The 15,202-nt window shown below is 71.3% G+C and carries 16 protein-coding genes; 9 read left to right on the plus strand and 7 right to left on the minus strand.

Features of this window, described 5'->3' with window-relative positions:
* Positions 1-298 precede the first annotated feature (298 nt).
* Entirely contained in the window at positions 299-874 is a 576-nt protein-coding gene (locus ACIPSJ_RS11620) for a hypothetical protein (RefSeq protein WP_401345253.1), read from the plus strand.
* Here ACIPSJ_RS11620 and ACIPSJ_RS11625 read toward each other — a convergent pair.
* The 4 genes from ACIPSJ_RS11625 to ACIPSJ_RS11640 form a co-directional block, all read right to left on the minus strand.
* Positions 846-1,448: a nucleoside triphosphate pyrophosphatase gene (locus tag ACIPSJ_RS11625; protein ID WP_359222275.1), complete on the minus strand. Its 603-nt coding sequence runs from the start codon at positions 1,446-1,448 to the stop codon at positions 846-848. The two genes, ACIPSJ_RS11620 and ACIPSJ_RS11625, sit on opposite strands and share 29 nt — an antisense overlap.
* 37 nt (positions 1,449-1,485) lie before the next feature.
* On the minus strand, positions 1,486-1,614 hold the full coding sequence (gene mmpB / locus ACIPSJ_RS11630) for a morphogenic membrane protein MmpB (protein WP_355728804.1): 129 nt from the start codon (positions 1,612-1,614) through the stop codon (positions 1,486-1,488).
* Between the two features lie 136 nt (positions 1,615-1,750).
* Positions 1,751-1,960 (minus strand): acyl-CoA carboxylase epsilon subunit, encoded by a 210-nt coding sequence (locus tag ACIPSJ_RS11635; protein ID WP_401345254.1) that lies wholly within the window; start codon positions 1,958-1,960, stop codon positions 1,751-1,753.
* A 9-nt stretch (positions 1,961-1,969) separates the two neighbouring features.
* Positions 1,970-3,565, minus strand: coding sequence for an acyl-CoA carboxylase subunit beta (locus tag ACIPSJ_RS11640; RefSeq protein WP_359222272.1), 1,596 nt, complete (start codon positions 3,563-3,565; stop codon positions 1,970-1,972).
* Positions 3,566-3,675: 110 nt separating this feature from the next.
* Between ACIPSJ_RS11640 and ACIPSJ_RS11645 the strand changes: the two genes are divergently transcribed.
* Positions 3,676-4,554: a biotin--[acetyl-CoA-carboxylase] ligase gene (locus ACIPSJ_RS11645; protein WP_401345256.1), complete on the plus strand. Its 879-nt coding sequence runs from the start codon at positions 3,676-3,678 to the stop codon at positions 4,552-4,554.
* A 188-nt stretch (positions 4,555-4,742) separates the two neighbouring features.
* Entirely contained in the window at positions 4,743-5,849 is a 1,107-nt protein-coding gene (locus tag ACIPSJ_RS11650) for an adenylate/guanylate cyclase domain-containing protein (protein ID WP_355728792.1), read from the plus strand.
* Positions 5,850-5,871: 22 nt separating this feature from the next.
* Here ACIPSJ_RS11650 and ACIPSJ_RS11655 read toward each other — a convergent pair whose 3' ends face one another.
* A complete protein-coding gene (locus ACIPSJ_RS11655; protein ID WP_401345258.1) occupies positions 5,872-6,417 on the minus strand; it encodes a hypothetical protein in 546 nt (181 codons plus the stop codon).
* 233 nt (positions 6,418-6,650) lie between these two features.
* On the opposite strand from ACIPSJ_RS11655, the gene ACIPSJ_RS11660 reads away from it, so the two are divergent.
* From ACIPSJ_RS11660 to hutH, 3 genes are all read left to right on the plus strand, one after another.
* Positions 6,651-7,445 (plus strand): enoyl-CoA hydratase/isomerase family protein, encoded by a 795-nt coding sequence (locus tag ACIPSJ_RS11660; protein ID WP_401345260.1) that lies wholly within the window; start codon positions 6,651-6,653, stop codon positions 7,443-7,445.
* Between the two features lie 116 nt (positions 7,446-7,561).
* The gene (locus tag ACIPSJ_RS11665) at positions 7,562-8,707 is read left to right on the plus strand and encodes a diguanylate cyclase domain-containing protein (protein ID WP_401345262.1); all 1,146 of its coding nucleotides are present in this window, start codon (positions 7,562-7,564) and stop codon (positions 8,705-8,707) included.
* 87 nt (positions 8,708-8,794) lie between these two features.
* Positions 8,795-10,333: a histidine ammonia-lyase gene (gene hutH / locus ACIPSJ_RS11670; protein ID WP_401346222.1), complete on the plus strand. Its 1,539-nt coding sequence runs from the start codon at positions 8,795-8,797 to the stop codon at positions 10,331-10,333.
* An 86-nt stretch (positions 10,334-10,419) separates the two neighbouring features.
* Here hutH and ACIPSJ_RS11675 read toward each other — a convergent pair whose 3' ends face one another.
* Together ACIPSJ_RS11675 and ACIPSJ_RS11680 are read right to left on the minus strand one after the other, a co-directional pair.
* Positions 10,420-11,199 carry a hypothetical protein gene (locus ACIPSJ_RS11675; RefSeq protein WP_359222268.1) on the minus strand — a complete coding sequence of 260 codons (780 nt, stop codon included), beginning with the start codon at positions 11,197-11,199 and terminating at the stop codon, positions 10,420-10,422.
* Between the two features lie 41 nt (positions 11,200-11,240).
* Positions 11,241-11,558, minus strand: a complete 318-nt coding sequence (locus ACIPSJ_RS11680) for an LAETG motif-containing sortase-dependent surface protein (protein WP_401345264.1) — start codon at positions 11,556-11,558, stop codon at positions 11,241-11,243.
* 109 nt (positions 11,559-11,667) lie between these two features.
* Here ACIPSJ_RS11680 and ACIPSJ_RS11685 point away from each other — a divergent pair, with 109 nt between their 5' ends.
* From ACIPSJ_RS11685 to ACIPSJ_RS11695, 3 genes are all read left to right on the plus strand, one after another.
* A complete protein-coding gene (locus ACIPSJ_RS11685; RefSeq protein WP_359222265.1) occupies positions 11,668-12,015 on the plus strand; it encodes a hypothetical protein in 348 nt (115 codons plus the stop codon).
* Between the two features lie 223 nt (positions 12,016-12,238).
* Entirely contained in the window at positions 12,239-13,483 is a 1,245-nt protein-coding gene (locus ACIPSJ_RS11690) for an Ig-like domain-containing protein (RefSeq protein ID WP_401345266.1), read from the plus strand.
* 135 nt (positions 13,484-13,618) lie between these two features.
* Entirely contained in the window at positions 13,619-15,091 is a 1,473-nt protein-coding gene (locus ACIPSJ_RS11695; RefSeq protein WP_359222261.1) for an ABC transporter permease, read from the plus strand.
* Positions 15,092-15,202 lie beyond the last annotated feature (111 nt).

Consider the following 15,202-nt stretch of genomic DNA (forward strand, 5'->3'; position numbering starts at 1 on the left):
CTTGCCCACACGGAGCGTGATGCGAGGCTCGCCCGACCCGCGAAAGCCCTTGTCGCACCGAGGTACGCAGGACTCCTTCGGAAAACCCTAGCCCCGCGATGTGCTCAAGGTCTCTGTGAGAGCGTGCCGCGCCCCACAGCGTTTCTTTGTTGAGTCCCTACGAATGGCCCAACGAATCTTTGCTGCCGCCCGGACCCTTGTCCCCCGGTTTACCCGTTAGTAGCGTTCGCGATGTCTTGAACGAACTTCAAGTAACACCGGCTCGCAGCGGGTCGGGGACGAAAGTGGGTGGGGACCGGTGGTGCGCAGACCGGTGGCGTGGATCGTGGCGGTCGTACTCCTCGCCGAGGCGCTCGGGATCGCGGCACTCAACTGGTTCATGGGGGTGGTCGTCGACCGGCAGAACATGTCGATGGCCGGCCTCGACCCGGACAAGATGTCGATGTCCGCGAAGATCGGCGGCGTGGTCTTCGGCCTCTACTTCGCGCTGTGCGCGCTGGTGGCCCTGCTGGTCGCCATCCGCAACCGCGCGCCCGCCGGCCTCGGCCGGGTCCTGCTGATCAGCGTGGCGGTCGTCCACGGCCTGCTGGGCGCGGTGGCCTGGGGCCTGGTCGGCTGGAAGGCCTTCCTGTACATGGTCGTCGTCCTCGCGCTCGTCGTGCTGCTGCTGATGACGTACGACCGTGAGAACGGGGCGGTGGCGGCCGCCGGGGGCGACGCGGGCGGGGGCGACACCGGTGAGGGCGCGGACGCCCCGGACTCGGGCTCGGGCTCGGAGGACGGCGGCCCGGCACCGGCACCAGAGCCGGAGCCGGTGCCGAAGGACGCGCCGCCCGCCGCGCCGGTCACTCCGCCGGCGCCCACAACTCCGTGATGCCGATGCCCAGGTCGGCCAGCAGCCGGCGGACCAGGGGCAGGCTGATGCCGATCACGTTGCCGTGGTCGCCGTCGATGCCGTCGATGAACGGCGCGCTGCGGCCGTCCAGGGTGAACGCCCCCGCCACGTAGAGGGGTTCGCCCGAGGCGACGTACGCGGCGATCTCCTCGTCGGAGGGCTCGCCGAACCGGACGACGGTGGACGCGGTCGCCGACACGTACCGCTTGGCCGTCGTGTCCCAGACGCAGTGCCCGGTCTGCAGGGTGCCCGCGCGGCCCCGCATGGCCTTCCAGCGGGCGGTCGCCTCCTCGGCGTCCGCCGGCTTGCCGAGGGCCTGGCCGTCGAGGTCGAGCACGGAGTCGCAGCCGATGACGATCGCGCCCTGGACGTCCGGACGGGCGGCGACGACGGAGGCCTTGGCCTCGGCGAGGGCGAGGGCCAGGTCGGCCGGGGTGGGGGCGGTGACGGCGTCCTCGTCGACACCGCTGACGATCACCTCGGGGGCGAGGCCTGCCTGGCGCAGGAGGTTCAGCCGGGCGGGGGACTGGGAAGCGAGGACGAGTCTGCGCATGGCGCCAGCGTATCGGTGGGGGCCGGCAGGGGGGTTCTCACCTCACGCCGAGCACGATCATCGCCAGCAGCATGGCCAGGGCCAGGAGGACGCCGAGCCGCCGGAGGGTGTTCTGCATGTCTCGCAGTTCCTTCGGCGGCTCGTCATCAGGGTCCGACCACAGCATGTCACCAGCGTGCGGCTCGGCCGGGGGTGGGCGCCTGAGTAGGGGTACTCAAATTGGTGGACGGGGTTCCTCTTCTGTGCGCCCACGCGGCGGAGCCGCACATTGATACAGCCCCGCGCCCCTGGGTGTCTGGCAGCTAGGCCGGCCAGTAGGTGCGGGTCCATGCGCTGGTGCCCGGGCGCGGTACCCGGTGCTGGGCGATGCGGCTCGGGTCGGACCAGGCGTCCCTTGTTGTCGCGGGGCCGGTGGGGGTGGCGGCCATGGCGGCTGCCCGGGCCCTTACGACCGCGAGTGCGGCGGCCAGCTCCTCGGGGGTGGGGTTGCCCCGTATGACTTTGATCGTCACAGCGGCTCCTTACAGGGGGATGTTGCCGTGCTTCTTGGGCGGGAGGGACTCGCGCTTGGTGCGGAGCTGGCGCAGGCCCTTGACGATGTGGCGGCGGGTGTCGGAGGGCATGATGACGGCGTCGACGTAGCCGCGTTCGGCCGCCGTGTAGGGGTTGAGGAGGGTGTCCTCGTACTCCTGGATCAGGCGGGCCCGGACGGCCTCGACGTCCTCGCCGTTCGCCTCCGCCTCGGCGATCGTGCGGCGGTGCAGGATGTTGACGGCGCCCTGGGCGCCCATGACGGCGATCTGGGCGGTGGGCCAGGCGAGGTTGAGGTCGGCGCCCAGGTGCTTGGAGCCCATGACGTCGTAGGCGCCGCCGAAGGCCTTGCGGGTGATGACGGTGATCAGGGGGACGGTGGCCTCGGCGTAGGCGTAGATGAGCTTGGCGCCGCGGCGGATGATGCCGTCGTGCTCCTGGTCGACGCCGGGGAGGAAGCCCGGGACGTCGACGAAGGTGAGGACCGGGACGTTGAAGGCGTCGCAGGTGCGGACGAAGCGGGCCGCCTTCTCGGACGCCTTGATGTCCAGGCAGCCGGCGAACTGCATCGGCTGGTTGGCGACGATGCCCACCGGGTGGCCCTCGACGCGGCCGAAGCCGGTGACGATGTTCGGGGCGAACAGCGACTGCGTCTCGAAGAACTCGGCGTCGTCGAGGACGTGTTCGAGCACCGTGTGGATGTCGTACGGCTGGTTCGCGCTGTCCGGGACCAGGGTGTCCAGCTCCAGGTCCTCGGCGGTGACCGCGAGGTCGGCCTCCTCGGGGAAGACCGGGGCCTCGGAGAGGTTGTTGGACGGCAGGTAGGACAGCAGCTGCTTGATGTACTCGACGGCGTCCTTCTCGTCGCCCGCCATGTGGTGGGCGACGCCGGAGACCGAGTTGTGGGTGCGGGCGCCGCCGAGTTCCTCGAAGCCGACGTCCTCGCCGGTGACGGTCTTGATGACGTCGGGGCCGGTGATGAACATGTGGGACGTCTGGTCGACCATGACCGTGAAGTCGGTGATGGCGGGGGAGTACACCGCACCGCCGGCGCAGGGGCCGACGACCAGGCTGATCTGCGGGATCACGCCGGAGGCGTGGGTGTTGCGGCGGAAGATCTCGCCGTAGGCGCCCAGCGAGGCGACGCCTTCCTGGATGCGGGCGCCGCCGGAGTCGTTGATGCCGATGACCGGGCAGCCGGTCTTCAGGGCGAAGTCCATCACCTTGACGATCTTCTGGCCGTAGACCTCGCCGAGGGCGCCGCCGAAGACGGTGAAGTCCTGGGAGAAGACGGCGACGGGGCGGCCGTCGACGGTGCCGTACCCGGTGACGACGCCGTCGCCGTAGGGGCGGTTCTTGTCCAGGCCGAAGTTGCTGGAGCGGTGCTGGGCGAACTCGTCCAACTCCACGAAGGAGTCCTCGTCGAGGAGCAGCTCGATCCGCTCACGGGCCGTCAGTTTGCCCTTGGCGTGCTGCTTTTCGACGGCGCGCTCCGAACCGGCGTGTGTCGCCTCGTGGACACGACGCTGGAGATCCGCGAGCTTCCCCGCGGTCGTGTGAATGTCGATCTCTTCCGGCTCGGACATCGGGATGCGGCTCCCTGCCTGCTCAAAAGGGGGGACGGTTACTCATTCGTAGAGTAGTGGGGTGCCTACCAAACGGCGGTGCGGCGTACACCACACCTAGGGTGGCTTGCATGACGCCGCGAGATGCAGCAGACGAGAACAACAATCGCTGGTCCGACCTGGACCGTCCACCGCTCAACGGTGCCGGGCTGCGCCGGGCCCTGGTGCGGGACGGCGGGCACGAGGGGCTCTACTGCGACGTCGAGGTCGTGCAGCGCACCGGCTCCACCAACTCCGACCTCGTGGCGCGGGCACTCGCGGGCGGCGCGGACGAGGGGGCGGTGCTGGTCGCCGAGGAGCAGACGGCGGGGCGCGGCCGCCTGGACCGGCAGTGGACGGCGCCGGCCCGCTCGGGCCTGTTCTTCTCGGTGCTGCTCAAGCCGGCCGAGGTGCCGGTGGCCCGGTGGGGGTGGCTGCCGCTGCTGACCGGGGTGGCCGTGGCGACGGGGCTGGCGCGGGCGGCGGGCGTCGACACGGCACTCAAGTGGCCGAACGACCTCCTGGTCACCGTGGGTGACGAGGAACGCAAGACCGGCGGCATCCTCGCGGAGCGGGCCGGCGAGGACGGTGTGGTCGTCGGCGTCGGCATCAACGTCTCGCTCCGCGCCGAGGAACTGCCCGTCCCGCAGGCGGGGTCACTGGCCCTGGCCGACGCGGTCAGCACCGACCGCGAGACCCTGCTGCGAGCCGTCCTGCGCTCCCTGGAGGACTGGTACGGGCGCTGGCGCGCGGCAGGCGGCGACCCGGCCGCCAGCGGCCTCCAGGCGGCCTACGCGGCAGGCTGCGCGACCTTGGGCCGCACGGTCCGGGCCGAGCTGCCCGGCGACCGGTCGGTGGTCGGGGAGGCGGTGGCGATCGACGGCGACGGAAGACTGGTGATCGCGACGGGCACCGGCGTCCGGGAACCGGTGGGGGCGGGCGACATCGTCCACTTGCGGAGTGCCCCGTAAGGGGCGCGGGGCTGTATGCATGTGCGGCTCCGCCGCGTGGGCGCGACCAGCCCCCACCCACCCGCACCCCGAAACTCCACCCCCACCACCCCAATGTCGGCTTACCTCACGAAGTGAGCTACCGCACAGCTGCCGTAGAGTTGAGGCCGGTCGGTATGCGACCGCGGTAGATCGGAAGGGCAGCAGGCGTGACCGTCGACGACACGGGCTCCGGCGAGGGCGCGGACGCCGCCGACTCCGGCGAGGACCCGCTCGCGCTGCGCCTCGAAGGCCTGATCCTCGGGGCCGACCGCCGTTACACCCCTTTCCAGGCCGCCCGCAGCGCCGGCGTCTCCATGGAGCTGGCGTCGAGGTTCTGGCGGGCGATGGGCTTCGCCGACATCGGGCAGGCCAAGGCGCTGACCGAGGCCGACGTACTGGCGCTGCGCCGGCTCGCCGGTCTCGTCGAGGCGGGCCTGCTCAGCGAGGCCATGGCCGTGCAGGTGGCGCGGTCGACCGGGCAGACCACCGCCCGTCTGGCCGAGTGGCAGATGGATTCCTTCCTGGAGGGCCTGACCGAGCCGCCCGAGCCGGGCATGACCCGTACCGAGGTCACGTACCCGATCGTCGAACTGCTCCTGCCCGAGCTGGAGGAGTTCCTCGTCTACGTGTGGCGCCGCCAGCTCGCCGCCTCGGCCGGCCGGGTCGTGCAGGCCACCGACGACGAGGAGATGGTCGACCGCCGGCTGGCCGTCGGCTTCGCCGACCTCGTCGGGTTCACGCGGCTGACCCGCCGGATGGAGGAGGAGGAGCTCGGCGAACTGGTCGAGGCCTTCGAGACCACCGCAGCCGACCTGGTCGCGGCCCGCGGCGGCCGGCTCATCAAGACCCTGGGCGACGAGGTCCTCTACGCCGCCGACGACGCCGGTATCGCCGCCGACATCGCGCTGCGCCTCGTCGAGACCATGGCGCACGACGAGACGATGCCGGAGCTCCGCGTCGGCATGGCCTTCGGCACGGTGACCACCCGAATGGGCGATGTCTTCGGTACGACGGTGAACCTCGCCTCCCGGCTGACCTCCATAGCCCCCCGGGACGCCGTCCTGGTCGACTCCGCCTTCGCCGAGGAACTGATCCGCAGCGGTGAGGCGCCCGCCTCGGAGGCGGAGGCCGCCGAGGCCGCGGCCGCCGCCGAGAAGGAGGGCGAGGAGCCCCCGACGTACCGCTTCGCCCTCCAGCCGATGTGGCAGCGCCCGGTCCGTGGCCTGGGCGTCGTGGAGCCCTGGCTCCTCACCCGCCGCGACGGCGAGCCGTAGCCCTCGTGGGCCGCCCCGGGCCCTAGCCGTGGCCGGCGGACTGCGGCAGCGGGTTCACGCACAGGCCGACGATCGGCAGGCAGACGCCGTCGCCGGGCTGCTGGGTGCTCGGGGCCGGGGCCGGAGTGGGTGTGGCCGGCGGGGTGGTGGTGGCCGGTGCCGACGGTGGGCTCGTCGGGCGGGCCGGGCCCGTCGGGATGGTGGTCGGGACCGTGGTCGCGCCGGGCAGGGCGGTCGGGGAGGCCGTCGGTGACGGTGCGGTGCGGGGCGTGGCCGTCGGGGTGGGGCGCTCGCTGTCCAGGAGGGTGGTCGCCGAGGGCGGGGCCGTGGGGGCCGCGCCGAGGGTCGCCGCCGTGTTCACCGGACGGTCCGTGGCGTGCGCGGTCGGATCGAGCCGGGGTTCGGCCTCCGCGGCGCCGGGCCCCCCGACGACGCCGCCGTCCGGTGTCATCCGTACGAGGCTCAGCACACCGGCGGCCAGCGCCAGCCCGCCGGCGGCGAGCATCACCTTGCGCGGCCGGGGCTTGCGATGACGTCCCCGGCGGCCGACTGCGGACATTCCCGTCATGACGCTTCCCTCCCCGCACCTTCGCTCCCGGCGCGCGCCTCCGACGCGCTGTGGCGAGCGCACGTTATGCGCTGCTGTGGGGCCTGCGCCGGGAGTCTCCCGGGATGTCACCCGAACGAGGGGACGCGAGGGGCACGGGACCGGCCGGTGCCCCTTTCCCCGGGGCCGCCCCGGCTGCGATGATCGGGGAGTTAACAAGCGTTAACTGGTGGATGCGTCGAGCGGAGGGTGACATGAGCGAGGAGCGGTACGGGGAGTTCGTGCTGGTACGGCGGCACGGTCACGTCGCGGAGCTCGTACTGGACCGGCCCAAGGCCATGAACGCGGTGTCGATGGCGATGGCCCGCTCGGTCATCGCCGCGTGCGCCGCGCTCGGCGCCGACCGGGACGCGCGCGTGGTGGTGGTGACGTCCTCGCACGAGCGGGCGTTCTGCGTCGGCGCGGACCTGAAGGAGCGCAACGGGATGACCGACGCGGAGCTGCTCCGGTCCCGGCCGCTGTCGCGCGGGACGTACACCGGCGTCCTGGAGCTGCCCATGCCGACGATCGCCGCCGTGCACGGCTACGCGCTCGGCGGCGGCTTCGAACTGGCCCTGTCCTGCGATGTGATCGTGGCCGACGACACCGCCGTGGTGGGCCTGCCCGAGGTGTCGGTCGGCGTGATCCCGGGCGGCGGCGGCACACAGCTGCTGCCCCGCCGCGTCGGCGCGGCCCGCGCGGCCGAGCTGATCTTCTCCGCCCGCCGGGTGGAGGCCGCCGAGGCACACGAGCTGGGCCTGGTCGACCAGCTGGTGGAGGCGGGCCGCGACCGCGAGGAGGCCCTGGCGCTGGCCGCGCGGATGGCCGCCAACTCCCCGGTCGGCCTCCGCGCGGCGAAGCGGGCCCTGCGCCTCGGCCACGGCCTTGACCTGCGCACCGGCCTGGAGGTCGAGGACGCGGCCTGGCGAGCCGTCGCCTTCTCCGGCGACCGCGCGGAGGGCGTCGCCGCCTTCAACGAGAAGCGGCGCCCGGAGTGGCCGGGTGAGTGAAGCGCCCCGTAAGGGGCGCGGGGAACTGCGCGACCAGCCCCCACCGGCCCGCAGCCGCAACACCTGTTCGCCGCACCCACGCCCCAAATCATCCAAACCATCCCTAACCTGGAGTAATGGGTGATGACAACCGGCTCGCCGCCGTAGTGACGCTGGCGCAGGGCATGGCCGCCGCTCACACCCCACGTGAGTGCTGGCGCGCCGCCGCCGCCGGCGCCTGCCGCGCCCTCGACGGCAGCTTCGCCGCGCTCTCCGTCTGGGAGCGCGAGCTCGGCCGGCTCCGGGTCCTGGTGAACGTCGGCGAGCGCGCCCCGGGCGAGGAGGAGTTCCCGGAGGCCGAGGCCTATCCGGTGCATCAGTTCCCGGAGATCACCGAGTTTCTGCACGAACGCTGGGCGGGCGGCGGCGGTCCCAACGCCTGGGTCGAGACGGCCGAGGGTCCCGCCGCCGGCCGCCCCGGCTACTCGCACCAGCGCGTCGCCGCCCTGCGCCGCAGGGGCCGCGGCTGCTGTCTGGTCGCCCCGATCGTGCTGCACGGCAGGGCCTGGGGCGAGCTGTATGTGGCCCGCGCCGTCCGCGCCCCCGTCTTCGGCCGCGGCGACGCCGACTTCGCCACCGTGCTCGCCTCCGTCGTCGCCGCCGGGATCGCGCAGACCGAGCAGCTGGAGGAGGCCCGCCGGCTCGCGTACACCGACGCGCTGACCGGGCTCGCCAACCGCCGGGCGGTCGACGTCCGTCTCGACGAGGCGGTCGAACGGCACCGCGCCGAAGGGGCCGTGGTCAGTCTCGTGGTCTGTGACCTCAACGGGCTGAAGAGGGTGAACGACAGTCAGGGGCACGCCGTCGGCGACCGTCTGCTGGAGCGGTTCGGCTCGGTGCTGTCCCTGTGCGGGGCGATGCTCCCGGGCGCGCTCGCGGCGCGGCTCGGCGGGGACGAGTTCTGTCTGCTGGCGGTCGGCCCGCCGGCCGACGACGTGGTCAAGGCGGCCGACGAACTCTGCCGCCGGGCCGGGGAGCTGGAGTTCGGCGAGGGGGTCGCCTGCGGGGTCGCCTCGACCGCGGACCCGATCGGGCCGGTGCGCTCCGCCCGCCGTCTGTTCCGGCTCGCGGACGCGGCCCAGTACCGGGCGAAGGCGCTGCGCGCGGACCGGCCGGTGGTGGCGGGCCGGGAGGGCCCGGACGATCCGGTCGTACGGCTGGCCGACGCGCCTCCGCCGGAGCGGGCCGAGCGGCGCAGCTTCCGCGGGCGCCGGGGGCTGTGACGTAGACGTCAGGGAGAAGTAAGGGGCAACCCCGTACCCCACTAGTGACAGCAGCTGCATTCAATGCGTACGCTCCTGAATATGGATATGCACACTGTGGTGGTGGGGACGTCCGGTGTCACCGCGTCCGACGTTCTCGCCGTGGCGCGCGGCGGCGCCCGGATCGAACTGTCCGCGGAGGCGGTCGCGGCGCTCGCGGCGGCCCGCGAGATCGTGGACGCGCTGGCGGCCAAGCCGGAACCGGTCTACGGCGTCAGCACCGGCTTCGGCGCCCTCGCGACCCGGCACATCAGTCCGGAACTGAGGGCCCAGCTGCAGCGCAACATCGTCCGCTCGCACGCCGCCGGCATGGGGCCGCGGGTCGAGCGCGAGGTCGTCCGGGCCCTGATGTTCCTGCGCCTGAAGACCGTCTGCTCCGGCCACACCGGTGTGCGCCCCGAGGTCGCCCGGACCATGGCCGACGTGCTGAACGCCGGGATCACCCCGGTCGTCCACGAGTACGGCTCGCTGGGCTGCTCCGGCGACCTGGCCCCGCTGTCGCACTGTGCGCTGACACTCATGGGCGAGGGGGAGGCCGAGGGCCCGGACGGGGTCGTACGGCCCGCGGGCGAGCTGCTGGCCGAGCACGGGATCGCGCCCGTCGAGCTGCGCGAGAAGGAAGGCCTCGCCCTCCTCAACGGCACCGACGGCATGCTCGGCATGCTGGTGATGGCCCTCGCCGACCTGGACATGCTGTACAAGTCCGCCGACATCACCGCCGCGTTGAGCCTGGAGGCGCTGCTCGGCACGGACAAGGTGCTCGCGCCCGAGCTGCACGCGATCCGCCCGCACCCGGGGCAGGGCGACAGCGCCGCCAACATGCTGGCCGTACTCAAGGGTTCGCAGCTCACCGGGCACCACCAGGACGACGCGCCGCGCGTCCAGGACGCGTACTCGGTGCGGTGTGCTCCGCAGGTCGCCGGGGCCGGGCGGGACACGCTCGCGCACGCCCGGCTGGTCGCCGAGCGGGAGCTGGCCTCCGCCGTCGACAACCCGGTCGTCCTGCCCGACGGGCGGGTCGAGTCCAACGGCAACTTCCATGGCGCGCCGGTCGCCTACGTCCTCGACTTCCTCGCCATCGCGGCGGCCGACCTCGGGTCCATCGCCGAGCGGCGCACGGACCGGCTGCTGGACAAGAACCGCAGCCATGGGCTGCCGCCGTTCCTCGCGGACGACGCGGGTGTCGACTCCGGGCTGATGATCGCCCAGTACACGCAGGCGGCGCTGGTGAGCGAGATGAAGCGGCTCGCCGTTCCGGCGTCGGCCGACTCGATCCCCTCCTCGGCGATGCAGGAGGACCACGTGTCCATGGGGTGGTCGGCGGCGCGCAAGCTGCGGACCACCGTGGGGAATCTGGCGCGGATCGTCGCGGTCGAGCTGTACGCGGCGACCCGCGCGATCGAGCTGCGGGAAGGGCTGACGCCGGCACCGGCGTCCCAGGCGGTGATCGAGGCGGCGCGCTCCGCGGGGGTACGGGGGGCTGGGCCGGACCGGTACCTGGCGCCGGACCTCGCCGCGGCGGAGGAGTTCGTGCGGGGCGGCGACCTCGTGGCGGCGGCGGAGACGGTCACCGGGCCGTTGCGGTAGTTCGTCGGGCGCGGGGGCGCGGGGGCTGGTCGCGCCCACGCGGCGGCAGCCGCATATCGATACAGCCCCGCGCCCCTGCGGGGCGCTCAGCCCAGCTTCGCCGACTGCGCCTTGATCACTGCCGTCGGCACCGTGTAGGTCTTGTCGGCCATCATCGCGCCGATGTTCATCGTGAAGTACGTCGCGAGGGTGTTGCCGTGGCGGACCACCTCGGCGTGGAGCGGGGCCTTGTCGCCGTCCATGTCGGTGATCGCGGTGAAGGCGACCGACTCGTCGCCGGTGCCGGACGGCTTCGTCGCCGTCACCTTCGTGACCTTCTGCTCGTCGTCGGAGGTGCCGCCGGTGAAGCCGGTCGCGCAGGATTCGACCGCTGTGGAGAGGGCCTTGAGGGCCTGTTCGGCGCCGTCTCCGTCGTACGACGAGAGGTCGAGGGACGTGATGTCCAGGTTCATCGAGTCCTTGAGGGAGGACTCGAACGTGCCGTCGGCCAGGTCGTCGAGGGAGGTCGCGTCGTCGGTCGGGTCCTTCTTGTCCTCGCGTACCGTGCGGCCGATCTCCGTGACCGGGGCGGCCGGGGCGAGGCCGGTGAGGACGTAGGCGAGCGGGCGGCACTTCGCGTCGCTGCTCCTGATGCCGTTCCTGCCCGGCGCGGCCTCGCCGACGGCGTTGACCTTGTAGCCGTCCACCTCGTCCTGCGTGAGGATCCGCTGCTTCAGCTGCGCGGTGCTCAGCGCCCGCACCGAGGGGGCGGAGCCCGCGGAGTCCGTGTCCTTCGAACTCCCTTCGGAGCAGCCCGCGATGAGGGCGAGGGACAGCGTGCCGCCGACGGCGAGGGCGCGGATCCGCACGCCCGATGATCTCTTCATGAGAGGACTGTGAGTCCGCGGTCAAAGGAAGGTCAAGTTATTTAAAATTCCAGCCGTTCCCGGCGGACCGAATAGACCACGAAGCCCGCGCCGACGGCGAGGAAAAGGGTGCCGCCGACGACGTACGGGGTGGTGTCCGGGCTGCCGGTGTCGGCGAGCCGGGTGGCGTCCCCGGTCGCCTCGGTGGTGGCCTCGGACAGCGCCTTGGCCTGCTGGGTGACCGTGGCCGCCGTACTCTCCGACGTGCCGGTTCTCGCCGTGGAGTCCTGGGACGCGTTGGCGGACGGGACGAACCACAGCGCGCACAGCAGGGTGCCTGCGGCGGTGGCGGTCAGCAACGAGCGGCGAGCGGATGACACGGAATATCGATCCCCTTGTGACGCTGGCGAATTGGCCGTGTGAGGCGATGTTAGTGAAAGTCGCGGGTCACGGGAAAGTCACGGGAGGTTTCAGTCGTACGCTCCGGGCATGAGCACTCCAGAGACATCACGTTTTGTACGGCTTCGGGTGGAGCTGGTCGTCGAGGTGGAGGACATCGACGCGGTCACCAAGGCGGCGCTGCTGCGGATCGCCGACGACCCCGACCTGCCGGGCGAGGAGCGGGCCCACGCCGAGGCGGCTGTGACGGAAGACACCGCCGAGGCCCTCGCCTATCTCGTCGATCCGTTCGACCTGGTCAGCGAGGTGCCGGGAGTCGATCTCCAGCAGGCCTCCTGGTCCAGCGAGCGGATTTCCTACGATCCGGATTCGCCGGACTGGGATCTCGACGAGGATGATGGCGAGCGCGACGACGAAGAAGAGGTCGGCATCGGCTGAGCGATCCGGGGAACCTGTGGCCCCGGACGGCAACCGCCGTCCGGGGTTTCGTCGTCTCGGAGGACGCGCGGACCGGTCCCTGCCGCACCAGCCGCCCCGGCGGACGTGGTGTGCCCCACAGATCCGAAGAATGTGGAACGGGACGGCACGGTCGTGGCGTTGAAGGTTCTTGACGGGGATTTCCGGTGTGTTCGCGGACTCGGCAACGATGGAGAAGCGTGTGATGACGGACAGTAAGCGGCGCAAGGGCCTGGTGGCCGCGTCCGCACTGCTCGGCGGTGTTCTGGTGCTCACGGCGTGTTCCGGCAGCGACGACAAGGCGTCCGGCAGCGGTGAGACCTCGCAGACCCAGGCGGACGAGGCCGCGGCCAAGAAGTCCTCCCAGGCGCAGATCACCATCACACCCAAGGACGGTTCCAGCGGCGCGTCCATCAACAACTCCGCCGCGGTCACGGTCAGCAAGGGCACCCTCACCGGTGTCACCATGACCGCCGCCGACGGCAAGACGGTCGCCGGCGCGCTGTCCGCCGACAAGACGAGCTGGAAGCCCTCCGCCCAGCTGGAGCGGTCCACCACCTACAAGGTCGCCGCCGAGGCCAAGGACTCCGCCGGCCTGGTCGCCCACGAGAACGCCTCGTTCACCACGGTCTCGCCGTCCAACAGCTTCATAGGCTATTTCACCCCGGACGACGGCTCCACGGTCGGCGTCGGCATGCCCGTGTCGATCAACTTCGACAAGGCGATCACCAACAAGGCCGCCGTCCAGAAGGCCGTCACCGTCACCTCCAGCAGCGGCCAGGAGGTCGCCTGCCACTGGTTCTCCACCCAGCGCATGGACTGCCGCCCCGAGGACTACTGGAAGGCGAACTCCACCGTCACGCTGAAGCTGGCGCTCGACGGTGTCGAGGGCGCCTCCGGTGTCTACGGTGTGCAGCAGAAGACGGTCACCTTCCACATCGGCCGCAACCAGATCTCCTACGTCGACGCCAAGACCAAGCAGATGAAGGTCACCCAGGACGGCAAGGTCGTCAAGACCATCCCGATCTCGGCCGGCTCCCCGGAGAACAAGACCTACCAGGGCATCATGGTGATGTCGGAGAAGTACAAGGAGACGCGCATGAACGGCGCGACCGTGGGCTTCACCGACAGCGACGGCAAGGGCGAGTACGACATCAAGGACGTGCCGCACGCCATCCGCCTCACCAGCTCCGGCACCTTCCTGCACGGCAACTACTGGGGCGCCAAGTCCGTCTTCGGCGCGGTGAACACCAGTCACGGCTGTGTCGGCCTGTCCGACACCAAGGGCGCCAACGACACCAGCACGCCCGCCTACTGGATGTACACCCACTCGATCGTCGGTGACGTCGTGGTCGTCTCCAACACCGGCGACAAGACCGTCTCCCCCGACAACGGTCTCAACGGCTGGAACATGAACTGGGCCGACTGGAAGGCCGGTTCGGCCGTCTGACGCACAGTCGACCCACAGTTCTCCGGTGCCGCCCCCAGGGGCGGCACCGCTGTTTCTGGGGTTCGGCACAGCCTTCTCATGCATCTCTTATTTGGGCCTTATCGAGCCATCACGGTGCGTCCCTAACTTGCGGTCATGTTCTTCACCTACCTGAGGCGCGAACTGCGCCGCCGCAGAAAGGCGGCTCTCGTCGTCGCCTCCGGCCTCGCGCTGGGAATCGCGCTGGTCATCGTGGTCAACTCCGTGTCCAACGGCATGGGGAAGGCACAGGACAAGGTTCTCCAGTCGCTGTACGGCCTGGGTACGGACATGACGGTCACCAAGGCCGCGTCGGCGTCCACGAGTGCGTCCCAGCGGCCCCGCTTCAACTTCGACGCGCAGAACAACGGCTCGTCGAGCACGCAGAGCAGTGACCGCGTCATGGTGCAGGGTTTCACCACCCTCGCCTCCTCCACCGTCACCAAGGTCGGCTCCCAGAAGGGCGTCGCGACCGCGGTCGGCGGGCTGAACCTCAACGTCGTCAAGATCAGCGGCCAGTTCACCCGTGGTCAGTTCCAGCAGAACGGGAACGGGAACTCCGGCGGCGGCCAGGGCGGACCCGAGAGCGGTGGCAACGGCCAGCCGCAGGGTGAGGTCCAGGGCGGCGGCGCCAACTTCGACGTCAACTCGTACTCGGTCTACGGAACCGACGTCACCCAGACCGGAATCGGCCCGCTGACCTCCTCGAAGATCACCAGTGGCCGTACCTTCAAGACCACCGAGACCGACGGCAAGGTGCTGGTGGCCGACTCGGCGTACGCCAAGGAGAAGAAGTACAAGGTCGGTTCGACCGTCACCATCAACAAGGTCAAGTTCAAGATCGTCGGCATCGCGACGGCCGACAGCGGTGACGCGGCGGCCAACCTGTACATGCCGCTGAAGCAGGCGCAGACGCTCGCCGACGAGAAGAACAAGGTCACCACGATCTACGTCAAGGCGACCGACTCCAAGCAGATCTCCTCGGTCAAGAAGACCATCCAGAGCAACGTCTCGGGTACGACGGTCACCACCTCCGCCGACCTCGCGGACACCGTCTCCGGCTCGCTGTCCACGGCGTCCTCGCTCGCCACCAACGTCGGCAAGTGGCTGTCCATCGCGGTGCTCGTGGCCGCGTTCCTGGTCGCCGGTCTGCTGACCTCCTCGGCGGTCTCCCGCCGGGTCCGCGAGTTCGGCACGCTGAAGGCGCTGGGCTGGAAGTCCGGCCGGGTCACCCGGCAGGTCGTCGGCGAGGCCATGGTCAACGGCCTGGTCGGCGGTGCGCTCGGGATCGCGCTCGGCCTGGCGGGCGCGTACGTCGTCACCGAGATCAGCCCCACCCTGGAGGCCTCCCTCGGCAGCGGCGGCGGTGGCGGCAACACGGGCGGCGGCCCGGGTGGCGGTGGCGGCTTCGGTGGCCCCGGCCGGCAGGCCGCCAAGACCCTGGAGGTCGCCCTCACGGCTCCGGTCAGCGTCACCACCATCGGAGTGGCGGTGGGCCTGGCCGTGGCCGGCGGCCTGATCGCCGGCGCCTTCGGCGGCTGGCGTGCGTCCAGGTTGCGGCCGGCGGATGCACTTCGGCGCGTCGAGTAGCCGACGTCCGGTGGGGGCGGGGGTGGGGACGCTTACCGGCGCTGGCCGGGTGCCTCCCCCAGCCTTCGGCCGGGGGACCCCCAGCGCGGGGAACTGCGCGACCAACCCCCG

The organism is Streptomyces sp. NPDC090088, from assembly GCF_044747345.1.
In the GTDB taxonomy this organism is placed as follows: domain Bacteria; phylum Actinomycetota; class Actinomycetes; order Streptomycetales; family Streptomycetaceae; genus Streptomyces.

What these genes read in the sequence shown, in the direction of transcription:
- ACIPSJ_RS11675 (WP_359222268.1), bottom strand. Translation starts at nt 11,199, where the DNA reads ATGAAGAGATCATCGGGCGTGCGGATCCGCGCCCTCGCCGTCGGCGGC.
- ACIPSJ_RS11625 (WP_359222275.1), bottom strand. Translation starts at nt 1,448, where the DNA reads ATGCGCAGACTCGTCCTCGCTTCCCAGTCCCCCGCCCGGCTGAACCTC.
- ACIPSJ_RS11640 (WP_359222272.1), bottom strand. Translation starts at nt 3,565, where the DNA reads ATGTCCGAGCCGGAAGAGATCGACATTCACACGACCGCGGGGAAGCTC.
- ACIPSJ_RS11685 (WP_359222265.1), top strand. Translation starts at nt 11,668, where the DNA reads ATGAGCACTCCAGAGACATCACGTTTTGTACGGCTTCGGGTGGAGCTG.
- ACIPSJ_RS11690 (WP_401345266.1), top strand. Translation starts at nt 12,239, where the DNA reads ATGACGGACAGTAAGCGGCGCAAGGGCCTGGTGGCCGCGTCCGCACTG.
- hutH (WP_401346222.1), top strand. Translation starts at nt 8,795, where the DNA reads ATGCACACTGTGGTGGTGGGGACGTCCGGTGTCACCGCGTCCGACGTT.
- mmpB (WP_355728804.1), bottom strand. Translation starts at nt 1,614, where the DNA reads ATGCTGTGGTCGGACCCTGATGACGAGCCGCCGAAGGAACTGCGAGAC.
- ACIPSJ_RS11655 (WP_401345258.1), bottom strand. Translation starts at nt 6,417, where the DNA reads ATGACGGGAATGTCCGCAGTCGGCCGCCGGGGACGTCATCGCAAGCCC.
- ACIPSJ_RS11665 (WP_401345262.1), top strand. Translation starts at nt 7,562, where the DNA reads ATGGGTGATGACAACCGGCTCGCCGCCGTAGTGACGCTGGCGCAGGGC.
- ACIPSJ_RS11645 (WP_401345256.1), top strand. Translation starts at nt 3,676, where the DNA reads ATGACGCCGCGAGATGCAGCAGACGAGAACAACAATCGCTGGTCCGAC.
- ACIPSJ_RS11695 (WP_359222261.1), top strand. Translation starts at nt 13,619, where the DNA reads ATGTTCTTCACCTACCTGAGGCGCGAACTGCGCCGCCGCAGAAAGGCG.
- ACIPSJ_RS11660 (WP_401345260.1), top strand. Translation starts at nt 6,651, where the DNA reads ATGAGCGAGGAGCGGTACGGGGAGTTCGTGCTGGTACGGCGGCACGGT.